The following is a 13,213-nucleotide window of genomic DNA, read 5'->3' as shown; positions in this document are numbered from 1 at the left end:
CTCCCGTCGGCCACAGTGAGCGCGGGTGCGTGACCTGCGCGAGCTTCACGTCCAGGGTCGCGCCGGACGCCTGCGCGTAGGGGCTTCGCACGCGTGCCGCTGTGGTCGCCCGGAGCGCAGCGCCCTGCACGCGTGCGTCGCCATCAGCGTGCTGTCCGATTTCCGCCAGCGGGGCGCCGTGTCGTGGCCCACAGTGGAAGGGTGACGAGCGACGACAGCAGGTACGAGGCGGTGTGCAGCCGCGATGCAAGGTTCGACGGCGAGTTCTTCTTCGCCGTGTCCACGACGGGGATCTACTGCCGCCCCAGTTGCCCGGCGACCACCCCCAAGCGGCAGAACGTGCGCTTCTTCCCGACCGCGGCCGCCGCGCAGGGCTCCGGTTTCCGGGCCTGCCGCCGCTGTCGCCCCGACGCGGTGCCCGGCTCGGCCGAGTGGAACGTCCGCGCGGACGCGGTCGGCCGTGCGATGCGGCTGATCGGTGACGGTGTCGTGGACCGTGAGGGCGTCGCCGGGCTCGCCGCGCGCCTCGGTTACAGCGCCCGGCAGGTGCAGCGGCAGCTGAACGCCGAGGTGGGCGCGGGACCGATCGCGCTCGCCCGGGCACAACGGGCCCACACCGCGCGGATCCTGCTCCAGACCACGACCCTGCAGGCAGCGGAGATCGCCTTCGCGGCCGGGTTCGCCAGCGTGCGGCAGTTCAATGACACCGTCCGGGAGATCTACGCCGTCACCCCCAGCGGGCTGCGCGCGGCGAAACCGGGCCGGTCCGCACGCTACGGATCGGTCGGTACGGCGAACGGGGCGGGCGGGGTGCCGCTGCGGCTCGCGCACCGCGGCCCGTACGCGGCCGCCGAGGTCTTCGACCACCTCGGCGAGCGGGCCGTCACCGGCGTCGAGGAACTCACCGGCGAGCGCGGCGGGCGGACGTACCGGCGCACCCTCCACCTCCCTCATGGCAGCGGTATCGCAGAGGTCGGCGAGGTGCTCGGCGAGGGCGGCTGGCTCACCTGCCATCTGCACCTCGGTGATCTGCGCGACCTGACCACGGCCACCCAGCGGATCCGGCGGCTGTTCGACCTGGACGCCGACCCGTACGCGGTCGGCGAGCGGCTGAGCTCCGATGCCGCGCTCGCGCCGCTGGTCGCGCTGCGGCCCGGGCTGCGCGCTCCGGGCTCCGCCGACCCGCACGAACTCGCCGTCCGTGCGGTGCTGGGCGGGCAGGTCTCCGTGGCCGCCGGTCGCAGGCTCGGCAGTGCGCTGGTCGCCGCGTACGGGCAGCCCCTCGCGGTGCCCAGCGGTGGGCTCACGCATGTCTTCCCCACGGCCGACGACCTCGCGCAGGCGTCGCTCGAAGAGCTCGGCATGCCCGACGCACGCCGCGACACCCTGCGTACGGTCGCCGGGGCGCTCGCCGACGGCACCGTGCGCCTCGACGCCGGCGCCGACCGCGACGAGGCCGAGAAGGCGCTGCTCGGCCTGCCTGGCGTCGGCCCCCGTACCGCCGGCTACATCCGGATGCGCGCCCTGGGCGACCCGGATGTCCTGCTCACCGGAGACCTGGCCGTCCAGGCCGGAATGCGCCGGGCGGGCGCCGATCCGGTCGATGCCGAAGCCTGGCGGCCCTGGCGCACCTACGCCATGCACCACTTCTGGAACGCTGCCGCCGACCGGCTCCGGCCTGCCGAAGCGTGACGTCCGAATCCCGCCAGCTTCTGCGCTCGGCACACCTCATTGTTGGAGGTGGAAGAGATGAACGGATACTCAAGACAGGACATGACTGATGACGGTCTACACGACGATCGACAGCCCGCTGGGTGAACTCCTGCTCGTGGGCGAGGAGTCGGCCACGGCGAAGGGCGGCACGGCGCTCGCCTCGCTGTCGATGCCCGGCCAGAAATCCGCCGCCGTCGTCCGGGACGGCTGGATCAAGGACGCGGACGCCTTCGCCCAGATCGCCTCCCAGCTGCGCTCCTACTTCGAGGGCAGGCTGACCCACTTCGACATCGAATACGTCAGCGGTGGCAGCGAGTTCCAGCAACGGGTGTGGAAGGCCCTGGAGGTCATTCCGTACGGGACCACCCTCAGCTACGGCGACATCGCCGCGCGGATCGGCGCGTCGAGGGCCGCGGTACGAGCCGTGGGCACAGCCATCGGTGCGAATCCGCTGCTCGTCGTGCGCCCCTGTCACCGCGTGATCGGCGCGAACGGCGCGCTGAGCGGCTACGCGGCCGGTATGGAGCGCAAGCAGCGGCTCCTGGACCTGGAGAAGGTGCGCCCGGCCGCTGCCGTGTCGTCATGACCCGCACAGCGCGAACGGCAGTGGCGCACCTGGCCGACCGCGTCGGGGCCGGTGACCGGAAGGCGCTGGCCGCCGAGCTCGACGAGCACGGCAGCGCGCTCACCGGCCCGTTGCTGTCGCCCGACGAGTGCCACGAGATCAGCGCCCTGTACGACGACGCCGACCGTTTCCGTACGACCGTCGACATGGCCCGGCACCGTTTCGGCTCCGGCCAGTACCGCTACTTCACTCACGAACTACCCGATGTGGTAAGGGAGTTGCGCGCGGCGTTCTACCCGCGCCTGCTGCCGATCGCGCGCGACTGGGCCGGCCGGCTCGGGCAGCCCGCGCCCTGGCCCGACAGCCTGGAGGAGTGGCTGGCGATGTGCCATGCGGCCGGGCAGGCCAAGTCCGCGCAGATCCTGCTGCGTTACGGGCCCGGCGACTGGAACGCCCTGCACCGCGATGTGTTCGGCCCGATGCTCTTCCCCCTCCAGGTCGTCGTCGGCCTCGACTCCCCCGGAGTCGACTTCACCGGCGGCGAGTTCCTGATGACCGAGCAGCGTCCCCGTGCGCAGTCGCGGGGTTCCGCCACGACCCTGCCGCAGGGGCACGGTCTGATTTTCACGACCCGCGACCGGCCGGTGGCCTCCCGGCGGGGCTGGTCCAGCGGCCCGATGCGGCACGGCGTGAGCACCGTCCACTCCGGGCGCCGTCACACGCTGGGCCTCGTTTTCCACGACGCCGCGTGACGCCACCCGTCGGCCCGGCCGCGCCGCCCCGCTCTCGGCTTGCGAACGCGGTGTTTCTGTTCTGCGAACAGGCAGCCGCAGCCGGAGACACGGGCCGACCGCCGGTGTGACCATGTGCGCATGCTCCCGGGAGAAGATCGCGCCGCCCGGCGGGTGCTGCTGGCGTGCATGGCGGCAGGGGTGACGACTCTGCTCGACCAGTCGGTCCTCAACATCGCGGTGCCGGCGCTGCGCCAGTCGCTGGAGGCCGGTCCCACCGACGTGCAGTGGATCGTCGCCGGGTACTCGCTCACCTTCGGTCTGATGCTGGTTCCCGGCGGCAGCCTGGGTGACGTACGCGGTCGCAAAGGTCTGTTCCTCGTAGGGCTCTCGACCTTCGTGCTGTGCGGCGTGGTAGCCGCCACCGGTGGGCGGCCGGACATGGTGATCGTCGCGCGACTGGTACAGGGCGCCGGGGCCGGTCTCGTCAACTCCCAGGTCATCGGCACCCTTCAGGACGTCTTCAGCGGCCTGGACCGGGCCCGCGCGCTGGGACTGTACGCGGTCACCGGCGGTGTCGCCGCCGCGCTCGGACCAGCCCTCGGCGGCGCCCTGGTCGCGGCCTTCGGCCCGGAACCGGGGTGGCGGCTGTGCCTGCTCCTCAACACCCCCTGCGGGCTGCTCACCCTGTGGCTCGCGTTCCGCTGGCTTCCGGCGACACGACGGACCGGCAGGCGGAGTCAGCTCGACTGGTGGGGGCTGATGTGGGCGGGTGCGCTGACCCTCGCTCTGATGCTGCCGTTCATCAGTACCCCGGGCAGTGGCCGGGCTGCCGCGCTGTGGGCCGGCGCCGCACTCGTCCTGGCCGGTTGTTTCGCCGTGGGGCAGCGGCTGCGGGTACGGGCCGGGCGAGCCCCGCTGGTGCATCCGGCGCTCGCGCGTTCGCTCCCGTACACGCTCGGGACGGGTATCGCGATGGCGAGCTTCGGGTCCTCGCTGGCCGCGACGCTTGTCCTGACCATGTTCCTACAGAGCGGACTCGGGCTCTCCGCGCTGACCGCCGCCGCGGTCACGCTTCCGTCCGCCGTCGCCATGGGAGTCACCTCGGCCGTGGCCTGGCGGGTCGTGCGCCACCTGGGACCGCACACCGTCACGGCCGGCCTCGCCCTGGGGATCCTCGCGCTGCTGGCCGGGGCAGCGGCCACCGTCAGCGCCCCGCGTACCGCACTCCCCCTGGTGCTCGCCGCCGTGCAACTGCTCTCGGGCGCCGCCGCCGGCCTCACCATCGCCCCGAACCAGGCCCAGGTCCTCCAGCACGCACCGGCCGAGGCCGCCGGAGTGGCCGGCGGCATTCTGCAGATGGCCCAGCGCATCGCCGCCGCCGTCGCCCTCAGCGCCGTCTCCGGAAGCTATCTGCGCGGCACATCAGGGGCAACGGGCTTGCCCCGTACGGCTTTTGCCCACGCCACGCTCCTCTGTGCGGGTCTGCTCACCGTGGCCGTCGCCCTGTCACTGCTGCGCCCTCGCCTCACGGACCGACGGGGCCCGCCCGCCCTCCCGGCTTCCGCACACCGCCAGCCCGCACCCGTTCACAAGGAACCGTCATGACCCTGCCGCCCACCACCACCGTCCGCTGGGTGACCGAGGACTGGGACGCGCCGTCCCCGGCCCTGCTCCGCGAGCAGATGTCCGCCGAACTGGCCCCGCGCTACGCACCGGTCGCCCACCGCCGCGTCCGGCCGCCCCAGCCGACGGCCGAGGAGATCGTCGTCACCTGGGTGGCGTACGCGGACGAGGTGGCCGTGGCCACGGCCTCGCTGCGCAGGCTGCCGGACCGTCACGAGGTGAAGCGGGTGTTCGTCCATCCCGACCATCGCGGCCGGGGTCTCGCCAAGGAGGCACTCTCGGCGGTGGAGTCCTCCGCGCTCGGGCTCGGCATCGAGCGCCTGTGGTTGCAGACGGGTGAGTTCCAGCCGGAGGCTCAGGCGCTCTACGTACGGGAGGGCTGGCAGCAGGTGCCGCCGTACGCCCCGTACGACGGCAACCCGTTCTGCTTCTGCTACACCAAGGCGCTTGAGCCGCCGTCTCGTTGACGGCCTGTTGCGCCAAAGCGCTTCAGCCACCGCCCGTTCGACATCGGCCAGCCACGCCACGACGGTCGTGGCGGACCGAGGTGCTCGCGCAGGGTCGTGCCCGTGTACTGCGTACGGAACAGGCCGCGGCGGCGCAGTTCGGGGACCACCAGGTCGGCGAAGTCGGAGAGTGTGCCCGGCAGATCGGTTGGCGCCGGACGGTTCCAACGCCGTGCTGGTGCTGCACCCGCTCACCGGCGACAGTCACGTCAGCGGGCCCGCCGAGCCCGGTCACTCGACGTCCGGCTGGTGGAACGGGCTCATCGGGCAAGGTCTCGCGCTCGACGCGGACCGCTGGTTCGTCGTCGCTCCGAACGTGCTCGGCGGCTGCCAGGGCAGCACCGGGCCGTCTTCACCGAGCCCCGGCGGAGGCCACTGGGTCAGCGCCTCCCTGTATCTGACGCAGCGTCACCAGGTCGTGGTGGAAGCCGACTTGGCCGGCGCGCTGGGCATCGACCGCTGGGCGTTGGTGATCGGCGGGTCCATGGGCGGGATGCGTGCCGTGGAGTGGGCCGTTTCGTATCCGGAGCGCACGGACGCCCTCCTGCTGCTCGCGACCACGGCCGCGGCGAGCGCGGAGCAGATCGCCTGGGCCAACATCCAGTTGCACGCATCCGGAGCGACCCGTACTGGCGCGACGGTGACTACCACGACGCGGGGCCCGGACTGGGCCCGCACGCAGGACTCGGCCCGGCGCGGCGCCTCGCGCACGTCACCTATCGCAGCGAGCCGCAACTGCGGGTCCGCTTCGGCCGCGCGTCCCAGGCACGGAGGACCCGTGGAACGGGGGCCGGTACCAGGTCGAGTCCTCCCTCGACCACCATGCCGCCAAGCTCGTGCACCGTTTCGACGCCGGGAGTTATGTCACGCTGGCCGTGGCGATGAACACGCACGACGTCGGCCGCGGCGAAACGAGCGCCGCCCTGCGCCGGGTGACCGCCAGAACCCTGGTCGCCGGCGTCGACTGCGACCGCCGCTATCCCCTGTCCCAGCAGGCGGAACTGGCCGCGGGCATCCCCACGGCCGACAGCCTCCGGGTGATCGAATCCCCCTACGGTCACGACGGTTTCCTCATCGAGGTGGAGCAAGTGGCCACGCTCGCACGCGAGCTCGTCGGCTGAAGCCTCCCCAGGCGATCTTGTCGCATACCGCTCTCCGAATGTCGGGAAAAGCCGGGTTGGCCCACTCAGTGGAACGGTCCTGGCGGCGTGACCTGAGCACCTGCCATAGTCGATCAGCACGGGCCCGGCACACGCTTCGATGTTCTCCCTATGCACACAGGAGAGTTGGCAATGTCGCAGGAATCGTTGAGCCGAAGAAGCATGCTGCGTCTGGGCGGGACGGCCGTCGCGGCCGCGGGACTCGCCGGCATCACCTCACCCGCAACGGCACTGGGCAGTGGAACAGCCGACCTCGGCGCCGGCAGCACCTTCATGGCGTGGAAGGGCGTCACCGGTGACCAGCAGGTCTGGTGGAACAGTCTGCAGAACGGCGGAAGCGGCTGGAGCACTCCGCAGCCGGTCCCCGGCGCCGCGAGCAGCGCCGGAGTCGCTCTGGCGGGGCAGGCGAGCGGACCGCTGTTCATGACATGGAAGGGCGTGGCGGGCGACGAGAAGATCTGGTGGAACTGGTTCGACGGCAATACGTGGTCCGGGGCGCAGCCGGTACCCCGTGCCCTGAGCACCGTCGGCCCCGCCCTGGCCCCCTACGCCGGTGTCTTCATGGCATGGAAGGGCAGTTCGGGAGACCAGCAGATCTGGTGGAACAGCTACTACGGCGGCTGGACCGTGCCACAGGCGGTCTCCGGCGCCAGCTCCAGCTTCGGCCCGGCCCTGGCGGTCCGGAAGATCGGCTACGGCGAGCCCTACATGGCCTGGAAGGGCGTCGAAGGCGACCAGGCGGTCTGGTGGAACAAGTACCTGGGCGGTTCGACCGGCCAGAACACCTGGACCGTCCCGCAGCCCATCCCCGGCGCCTCCACCTCCGCGGGGGTCGCGCTGGCCGGGCCGCCCGGCGGGGGCGTACACCTGGCGTGGAAGGGTGTCGCGGGTGACCAGCGCATCTGGTGGAGCCAGGCCTACCCGTCCTCCCCCAACGTCTGGACGACACCCCAGGTCGTCCCCTACGCGACCACCGACGTCGGTCCGGCGCTCGCCGTCTACGGCAGCTCGACCTATATGACCTGGCGGGGGACCCAGGGCGAGCAGGTCTTGTGGAGCCTGTTCAACGGCTCCGGCTGGACCACGCCCCGATCGGTGTCCGGTGCAGCCTCCAGTTTCCGGCCCGCCCTCGCCGCCCTCGGGAGCTGAAACGCAGGCTCTGCCCGGCGTCGGCCCGCCCAGCGGACAGGCCGACGCCGGGCATGCGGTGTCACCTGCGCCGCCACTCCTTGGCCAGCAGCTCGTAGGAGCGCACCCGGTCGGCGTGGCCGTGGGTGATGGTGGTGATCAGCAACTCGTCGGCGCCGGTGGCCTCCTGGAGCTGCTCCAGCTGGTCGGCGACCCTGGCCGGGGAGCCGACGAACTGGGTGTCGACGCGGTCCTGGACAAGTGACCGGTCCGCGTCGGTCCAGACGTGGGCGCGCGCTTCCTGCGGAGTCGGGAACTCGATGGCACCCTCGGCCGTACGAATGCTGCGAACCCACGCGCCGTAGCCGGTGGCGAGTTCGCGGGCGGTGCTGTCGTCCTCGGCGACGACGACGTCCGCGGAGACACTGACATACGGCTTGTCGAGTACCTCGGACGGCTGGAAAGCAGCCCGGTACCCCTCCGCCGCCTCCAGTACGGTCCCGGGGCTGACGTGGTAGTTCGCCGCGAACCGCAGGCCGTTGCGGCCCGCGACCTCGGCGCTCTCTCCCCCGCTGCTGCCCAGGATCCACACCTGTACGTCGGCTCCCTCGCCCGGGACGACATGCGCCTCGACGCCGTCCGCCGTGCGGTAGGTGCCGGCCAGCAGCGCGAGGATGTCGTCGATCTGCTCGCCGTAGTCCTGCGACTCGGCGTTCGGCTGCTTGAGCAGCTTGATCTGGAGGCCGACGCGCGGTGAGCCGAGCAGGTGCTCGAAGGAGAACCGCGGTGGAATCCGCAGCCCGTTCGGGGCCAGGCCGTCGACGACCGGGGTGGCCGTCGGCAGCGGCGCGGCGGGCCCGGCCGGCGGGCGACCGCCGGAACGCCCGAGCCCCAGGTCAAGGCGCCCGGGGTGCAGCGCGTCGATCAGGCCGAACTCCTCGACCGTGGACAGCGCGGTGCGGTGACCGAGCTGTACGGCACCGGAGCCCAGCCTGATCGTCGAGGTCGCGGAGGCGGTCAGGGCGAGGACGACCGCCGGAGAGGTGCCGGCCACGCCCGGGTTCAGGTGATGCTCGGCGAACCAGTAACGGGCGTACCCGAACTGCTCCGCCCGCCGGGCCAGGTCGATGGAGTTGCGCAACGCCTCGGCCGCGGTGGAGCCGGACGAGACCGGGACGAGGTCGAGGACGCCGAGGGGGATGTCGGACATGGGAACGAGTGCTCCTCAGCGGTCGGCCGGCGCGGATACGCGCTCTGGTACGGACGGGGATTCGGACTCGGATACGCGCTCTGACACCGGCCCGGAAACGCGCTCGGATTCGGGCTCCGGCTGGGACTCGGGTGTACCCGTGCCCGCCGACGGTTCCGCGAACACCGGGCCCCACGCGAACGGCGGATCAGGAATCTCCCGTCGTAGCACGGGCGCGACGTCGGACTGGAAGAGTTCGAGGGAGGCCCGGTGCTGGGCTCCGGTCAGCCCGCTCGCGTCGGCTTGCAGATGCAGCACGGTGTGCCCGAACTGCTCGTGATAGCGGTGCACTTTCTCGATCACCTGCTGGGGGCTGCCGATCAGCGCCGAGCTGCGCTCCACGAAGTCCTCCAGGGTCGTGAACACCGGCTCCAGGCCCAGCCTCTTCTGGAACGCCAACTGCCCCTCGAAGACCGGGCGGTAGGCGGCAATCGCCTCCTGCGACGTACGGGCGGCGTGGTAGCCCGCCGACCCGGCACCGACCGCGATCCGGGCCGGGTCGTGGCCGTAGTGCTCCCAGCGCTCCCGGTAGTAGCGGATCAACTCGGCATACGGCTCGATGGTGTTGGTGACGTTCGCCGAGAACAGCGGATCGCCGTAGCGGGCGGCGAGGTCCACCGACTCCTTGCTGGTCGCGCTCCCGTGCCAAACCCGGATGGGCTGCTGGAACGGCCGGGGCCACACCTCGGCCTCGTGCAGCTCGGGACGGAAGCGGGTCGCGGCGGTCACCTTGTCCTGCCGCCAGATCTGCCGGAACACCTCGTAGCCCTCGGCGTTGCGGTCCCACTGATCCTCGGGCGTGACGTGGAACAACTCCCGCTGGGCGGTGCCGTTGCCTTTGCCGATGATCAACTCCAGCCGTCCGCCGGACAGGTGGTCCAGGGTCGCGTAGTCCTCGTACGCACGCACCGGGTCGAGGAGGCTGAGCGTGGTGACCGCCGTGAACAGGCGGATCCGGGAGGTGAGCGCCGCGATGTGGCTGAGTACGACGGGCGGCGAGGAGGAGATGAACGGCCGCTCGTGCCGCTCCCCCACACCGAAACCGTCGAAGCCCAACTCCTCGGCCAGCAACGCGTTGTCGATGACCTCACGAAAGCGCGCGTTGGTGGGTTTCCGCACGCCGGTCACCGGGTCCGGCGCGTGCACGATCAGGGTGATGGCGAGGAACTTCATGACGCGGCCTGTACGGCCGGCGCGTCGGCGTCGGGGTGGGCCAGGCCCAGGTGATCGCGCAGGGTGGTGCCCTCGTACTCCGTGCGGAAGACGCCGCGTTCCTGGAGCAGCGGGACGACCGTGTCGGCGAAGCCGTCGAGGCCGCCCGGAGTGATGTGCGGGACGAGGATGAAGCCGTCGCTGGCATCCGCCTGGACGAAGTCGTTGATGGTCTCGGCGACGGTGGCCGGGGAGCCGACGAACGACTGACGGTTGCCGGTCTCGATGACGAGGTCGCGGATGGACCACTTGTTGGCGGCCGCACGCTCCCGCCACTCCCGGGCGGTGGCCAGCGGGTCGCGGTACATCCGCACCTGGGCGCGGCCCCGTGCGATGGTGTGCTCGCCCGGGTCCGGATCGATGTCGGGAAGCGGTCCTTCCGGGTCGTACGCGGACAGGTCGCGGTTCCAGACGAACTCGAGGTGCTTGATGGCGGTGGCGCCGCTGACCTGCTGGCGCCGCACCTCACGGGAGATCTCCTCCGCCTCCGCGTCCGTGTCACCGAGGACGAAGGTGGCGGCGGGCAGGATCAGCAGCTGGTCGTGGGTGCGACCGTGCCGGGCGAGGCGGCCCTTGACGTCCGTGTAGAACGCCTGGCCCTCCTTGAGGGTGCTGTACCGGCTGAAGATCGCGTCCGCGCCGGCGGCGGCGAACTCGCGTCCTTCGTCGGAGTCTCCGGCCTGGAAGATGACCGGGCGGCCCTGCGGGCTGCGCGGCACGTTGAACTGCCCCTCGATGTCGAAGTGCTGCCCCTTGTGCACGAAGGCTCCGGCCTGCGCGTCCCGCAGGAAGGTGCCGCTCGCCTGGTCGGCGACGATCTCGTCCCCTCGCCAGGAGTCGAACAGTTCGTGGGTGGTGGCCAGGAACTCCTTGGCCCGGGAGTACCGCTCGTCCTGTGGGAGGAAGCCGCCGCGGCGGAAGTTCTCACCGGTGAAGGCGTCCCAGGAGGTGACGACGTTCCAGGCGGCGCGCCCGCCGGAGAGGTGGTCGAGGCTCGCGAACTGACGGGCCACCTCGTAGGGCTCGTTGAACGTGGAGTTGATGGTGCCGGTCAGGCCGAGGTGTTCGGTGACGGCGGCGAGTGCGCTGAGGATGGTGAAGGTGTCGGGCCGTCCGACGACGTCCAAGTCGTAGATCTTGCCGCCCTGTTCGCGCAGTCGCAGCCCTTCGGCAAGGAACAGGAAGTCGAACTTGGCGCGTTCGGCGGTCCGCGCGAAGTGCGCGAAGGAGCTGAACTCGATATGGCTGCCGGCCTCGGGGTCGCTCCACACGGTGGTGTTGTTGACGCCGGGGAAGTGCGCCGCGAGGTGGATCTGCTTGAGCGGCTTGTCCGTTGACTTGCTCATGAGTGAGGTCCCTCCGGCTCAGACGTGGGCGGCGTAGCGGTTGGCGGGGCGGGCGAGCCCCAGCAACCCGCGCAGGGTGTCGGCCTCGTACGAGTGCCGGAAGGCGTCGCGGCGCTGGAGTTCGGGGACCAGGCCCCGGGTGATCGCCGGGAGGTCGTGCCCGGCGACGGCCGGACGCAGCCGGAAGCCGGTCAGCCCGGACTCCCGCAACTCCTGGAGCAGATCGGCCAGTTGTACGGGGGTGCCGGTGAACACCCGGGCGTCGCTGGTGTACGGGTAGCCCGCGAGGGCGTCGAGACGCTCTCGCCGGTCCACCGCGGCGGCGGGGTCGTTGTCCAGGAACACCACCAGGTCACCGAAGAGGTGCAGGGGCTCCTCAGCGCGTCCGGCCGCTTCCTGTTCGGTGCGGACCGCGGCGACGATGGCACGCGCCTCTTCGACGTCGTGCGGAGTGACGTACCCGATGTCGGTGCTGCGGGCGAGCAACCGGAACGGCGCGCCCGTCGTGGACTCGTGGGCCAGTGCGGTGACCAGGGGCTGACCCTGCGGCGGGCGGGGTGTGATGGACGGGCCCTTGACGCTGAAGTGCTTGCCCTCGAAGTCGATGTAGTGCAGCTTGTCGCGGTCGACGAAGCGGCCGGTGGTGACGTCCCGGATCTCCGCGCCGTCCTCCCAGCTGTCCCACAGCCGGCGCACCGCCTCGACGTAGTCGGCGGTCTCGTCGAAGAGATCGACGATCAACTCCTGTAGAGCCGGGGTCTCCAGGTCTTCGATACGGAGCTTCGGAAACGTCCGGCGTCCGAAGTGAGCGGCCTCGTTCTGCCGCGCGGACGCCTGCACCCGCAGGCCCGCGCGGCCGGTGCTCACATAGTCGAGGGTGGCGATGGCCTTGGATGTGTGGAAGGGCTCCGTGTGGGTGGTCACCACGCTCGGCACCAGCCCTATGTGGCTGGTCAGCGGCGCGACACGAGCTGCGATGAGGACGGCGTCGAGCCGACCGCGTACCTGGTCGGTGCGTGCGTCCGGTTCGCTGAGGCGTGCGGACTGCGGGCCGAGTCCGTCCTCGATGGTCACGAAGTCGAGCAGGCCGCGCTCTGCCTCGGTGATCAGGTCGGTCCAGTACGAGGCGGTGAACAGATCCTGGGGGCGGGCCACCGGATCACGCCAGGCTGCCGGGTGCCAGCCCGCGCCGTCGAGGGCGACGGCCAGGTGCAGTGCGGCGGTGGAGGAAGAGGATGAGGGCAACGACGTTGACGAGGACACGAAAGGGGTGCCTTCCTGATCGACCGTGTGAGATCGCCGGGCCTCGACTGGGAGGGTGCGGCGGCGGGGTGACAGGTCAGGGACGACAGAGCGCGCCGGCCACGCGCTGGAGGTCGATGTGCGGCCGGGAGTACAGGTGCACGCGACGGCGCGGGGCGAGAACCGGGACACGAAGACGGGGCACGGGCTGCACGTCCGTCACCTCCGCCCTTCCGGCTCGGCGGGCTGGAGGCCGCCGGCATCGCGCTTGCGGAACCCGGGACGGGTACCGCCTGGTCGTCACCTGGAGCACCCCGCCGCGGAGGAGGGTTGCCGGTCAGCAAGCCAGGGCTTGACGCTGACGCTCATAACCTGCTGGGGACGCTACGGGAGGCCACAGCGGTGCGCAATGCCCGGGGATCATGGTCGTGCTCACACCGCCGCGCGTCCTCAGGAGCGACAACCACCGGGCCGCGCAATCTGTTCCACGCCTCCTGTCCAGCCTGAGGCACGCCGAATGACCACCTGGTGAGACCGCGCCGGAGGCCTTCTTGACGGCCTCACGGAGCGCACCGACACTGACGGGGACGGTCACGATTGTCAGCGCCCTTGGGGCAGGTTCTCCTGCCCGTGAGGTCATCGGCCCCGGCCCGCTGGCAGGCAACCCTTCCACCGCGACGGGGTGCCCCGGGTGACGACCGGGTTCCGCCGGTGCGGTGGGACAAGCGTGGTCTC

At 71.3% G+C, this 13,213-nt stretch carries 12 protein-coding genes, 2 pseudogenes and 2 riboswitches; of the genes and pseudogenes, 8 read left to right on the top strand and 6 right to left on the bottom strand.

Annotation, left to right across the window (positions count from 1 at the left end; genetic code table 11):
* Positions 1 to 201 precede the first annotated feature (201 nt).
* The 5 genes from ACIPC1_RS11300 (at position 202) to ACIPC1_RS11280 (ending at position 5,102) form a co-directional block, all read left to right on the top strand.
* Positions 202 to 1,692, top strand: coding sequence for an AlkA N-terminal domain-containing protein (locus ACIPC1_RS11300; protein ID WP_402515590.1), 1,491 nt, complete (start codon positions 202 to 204; stop codon positions 1,690 to 1,692).
* Positions 1,693 to 1,780: 88 nt separating this feature from the next.
* Positions 1,781 to 2,299, top strand: coding sequence for a methylated-DNA--[protein]-cysteine S-methyltransferase (locus ACIPC1_RS11295; RefSeq protein ID WP_384379401.1), 519 nt, complete (start codon positions 1,781 to 1,783; stop codon positions 2,297 to 2,299).
* A complete protein-coding gene (locus tag ACIPC1_RS11290; RefSeq protein WP_402515588.1) occupies positions 2,296 to 3,030 on the top strand; it encodes a 2OG-Fe(II) oxygenase in 735 nt (244 codons plus the stop codon). The genes ACIPC1_RS11295 and ACIPC1_RS11290 overlap by 4 nt, the downstream gene beginning before the upstream one ends.
* A 120-nt stretch (positions 3,031 to 3,150) precedes the next feature.
* Positions 3,151 to 4,617: an MFS transporter gene (locus tag ACIPC1_RS11285; protein ID WP_402515586.1), complete on the top strand. Its 1,467-nt coding sequence runs from the start codon at positions 3,151 to 3,153 to the stop codon at positions 4,615 to 4,617.
* Positions 4,614 to 5,102 carry a GNAT family N-acetyltransferase gene (locus ACIPC1_RS11280; RefSeq protein ID WP_402515584.1) on the top strand — a complete coding sequence of 163 codons (489 nt, stop codon included), beginning with the start codon at positions 4,614 to 4,616 and terminating at the stop codon, positions 5,100 to 5,102. Before ACIPC1_RS11285 ends, ACIPC1_RS11280 begins: the two co-directional genes overlap by 4 nt.
* On the opposite strand, the pseudogene ACIPC1_RS11275 reads toward ACIPC1_RS11280, so the two are convergent.
* Positions 5,069 to 5,284: pseudogene (locus ACIPC1_RS11275) on the bottom strand (hypothetical protein); the annotation flags it as partial. The gene ACIPC1_RS11280 and the pseudogene ACIPC1_RS11275 overlap by 34 nt on opposite strands.
* Here ACIPC1_RS11275 and ACIPC1_RS11270 point away from each other — a divergent pair.
* The 3 genes and pseudogenes from ACIPC1_RS11270 to ACIPC1_RS11260 form a co-directional block, all read left to right on the top strand.
* A pseudogene (locus ACIPC1_RS11270) lies at positions 5,272 to 5,760 on the top strand (alpha/beta fold hydrolase); the annotation flags it as partial. The pseudogenes ACIPC1_RS11275 and ACIPC1_RS11270 overlap by 13 nt on opposite strands.
* Positions 5,761 to 5,977: 217 nt before the next feature.
* Positions 5,978 to 6,262, top strand: a complete 285-nt coding sequence (locus ACIPC1_RS11265) for a hypothetical protein (protein ID WP_402515583.1) — start codon at positions 5,978 to 5,980, stop codon at positions 6,260 to 6,262.
* A gap of 171 nt (positions 6,263 to 6,433) precedes the next feature.
* A complete protein-coding gene (locus ACIPC1_RS11260; protein ID WP_402515582.1) occupies positions 6,434 to 7,450 on the top strand; it encodes a hypothetical protein in 1,017 nt (338 codons plus the stop codon).
* A 61-nt stretch (positions 7,451 to 7,511) separates the two neighbouring features.
* Here the strand turns inward: ACIPC1_RS11260 and ACIPC1_RS11255 are convergent, their stop codons facing one another.
* From ACIPC1_RS11255 to ACIPC1_RS11235, 5 genes are all read right to left on the bottom strand, one after another.
* Positions 7,512 to 8,639 carry an LLM class flavin-dependent oxidoreductase gene (locus tag ACIPC1_RS11255; protein ID WP_402515581.1) on the bottom strand — a complete coding sequence of 376 codons (1,128 nt, stop codon included), beginning with the start codon at positions 8,637 to 8,639 and terminating at the stop codon, positions 7,512 to 7,514.
* 15 nt (positions 8,640 to 8,654) lie between these two features.
* Positions 8,655 to 9,851, bottom strand: coding sequence for an LLM class flavin-dependent oxidoreductase (locus ACIPC1_RS11250; RefSeq protein ID WP_402515579.1), 1,197 nt, complete (start codon positions 9,849 to 9,851; stop codon positions 8,655 to 8,657).
* Positions 9,848 to 11,236, bottom strand: a complete 1,389-nt coding sequence (locus ACIPC1_RS11245) for an NtaA/DmoA family FMN-dependent monooxygenase (RefSeq protein WP_402515578.1) — start codon at positions 11,234 to 11,236, stop codon at positions 9,848 to 9,850. The genes ACIPC1_RS11250 and ACIPC1_RS11245 overlap by 4 nt, the downstream gene beginning before the upstream one ends.
* Positions 11,237 to 11,254: 18 nt before the next feature.
* Complete coding sequence (locus ACIPC1_RS11240) at positions 11,255 to 12,499, bottom strand: LLM class flavin-dependent oxidoreductase (protein ID WP_402515576.1); 1,245 nt, start codon at positions 12,497 to 12,499, stop codon at positions 11,255 to 11,257.
* A 76-nt stretch (positions 12,500 to 12,575) separates the two neighbouring features.
* Complete coding sequence (locus ACIPC1_RS11235) at positions 12,576 to 12,641, bottom strand: putative leader peptide (RefSeq protein WP_384379464.1); 66 nt, start codon at positions 12,639 to 12,641, stop codon at positions 12,576 to 12,578.
* Positions 12,642 to 12,737: 96 nt separating this feature from the next.
* Positions 12,738 to 12,851: riboswitch (SAM riboswitch) on the bottom strand.
* A gap of 216 nt (positions 12,852 to 13,067) precedes the next feature.
* Positions 13,068 to 13,212: riboswitch (SAM riboswitch) on the top strand.
* Position 13,213 lies beyond the last annotated feature (1 nt).

This window comes from Streptomyces sp. NPDC087263, assembly GCF_044744645.1.
Lineage (GTDB): Bacteria > Actinomycetota > Actinomycetes > Streptomycetales > Streptomycetaceae > Streptomyces.
This window is presented reverse-complemented; position numbering and strand designations above follow the sequence as displayed.

Coding starts and splice junctions, on each gene's coding strand:
- ACIPC1_RS11245 (WP_402515578.1), bottom strand. CDS start 11,236: ATGAGCAAGTCAACGGACAAGCCGCTCAAGCAGATCCACCTCGCGGCG.
- ACIPC1_RS11295 (WP_384379401.1), top strand. CDS start 1,781: ATGACGGTCTACACGACGATCGACAGCCCGCTGGGTGAACTCCTGCTC.
- ACIPC1_RS11255 (WP_402515581.1), bottom strand. CDS start 8,639: ATGTCCGACATCCCCCTCGGCGTCCTCGACCTCGTCCCGGTCTCGTCC.
- ACIPC1_RS11260 (WP_402515582.1), top strand. CDS start 6,434: ATGTCGCAGGAATCGTTGAGCCGAAGAAGCATGCTGCGTCTGGGCGGG.
- ACIPC1_RS11285 (WP_402515586.1), top strand. CDS start 3,151: ATGCTCCCGGGAGAAGATCGCGCCGCCCGGCGGGTGCTGCTGGCGTGC.
- ACIPC1_RS11290 (WP_402515588.1), top strand. CDS start 2,296: ATGACCCGCACAGCGCGAACGGCAGTGGCGCACCTGGCCGACCGCGTC.
- ACIPC1_RS11280 (WP_402515584.1), top strand. CDS start 4,614: ATGACCCTGCCGCCCACCACCACCGTCCGCTGGGTGACCGAGGACTGG.
- ACIPC1_RS11250 (WP_402515579.1), bottom strand. CDS start 9,851: ATGAAGTTCCTCGCCATCACCCTGATCGTGCACGCGCCGGACCCGGTG.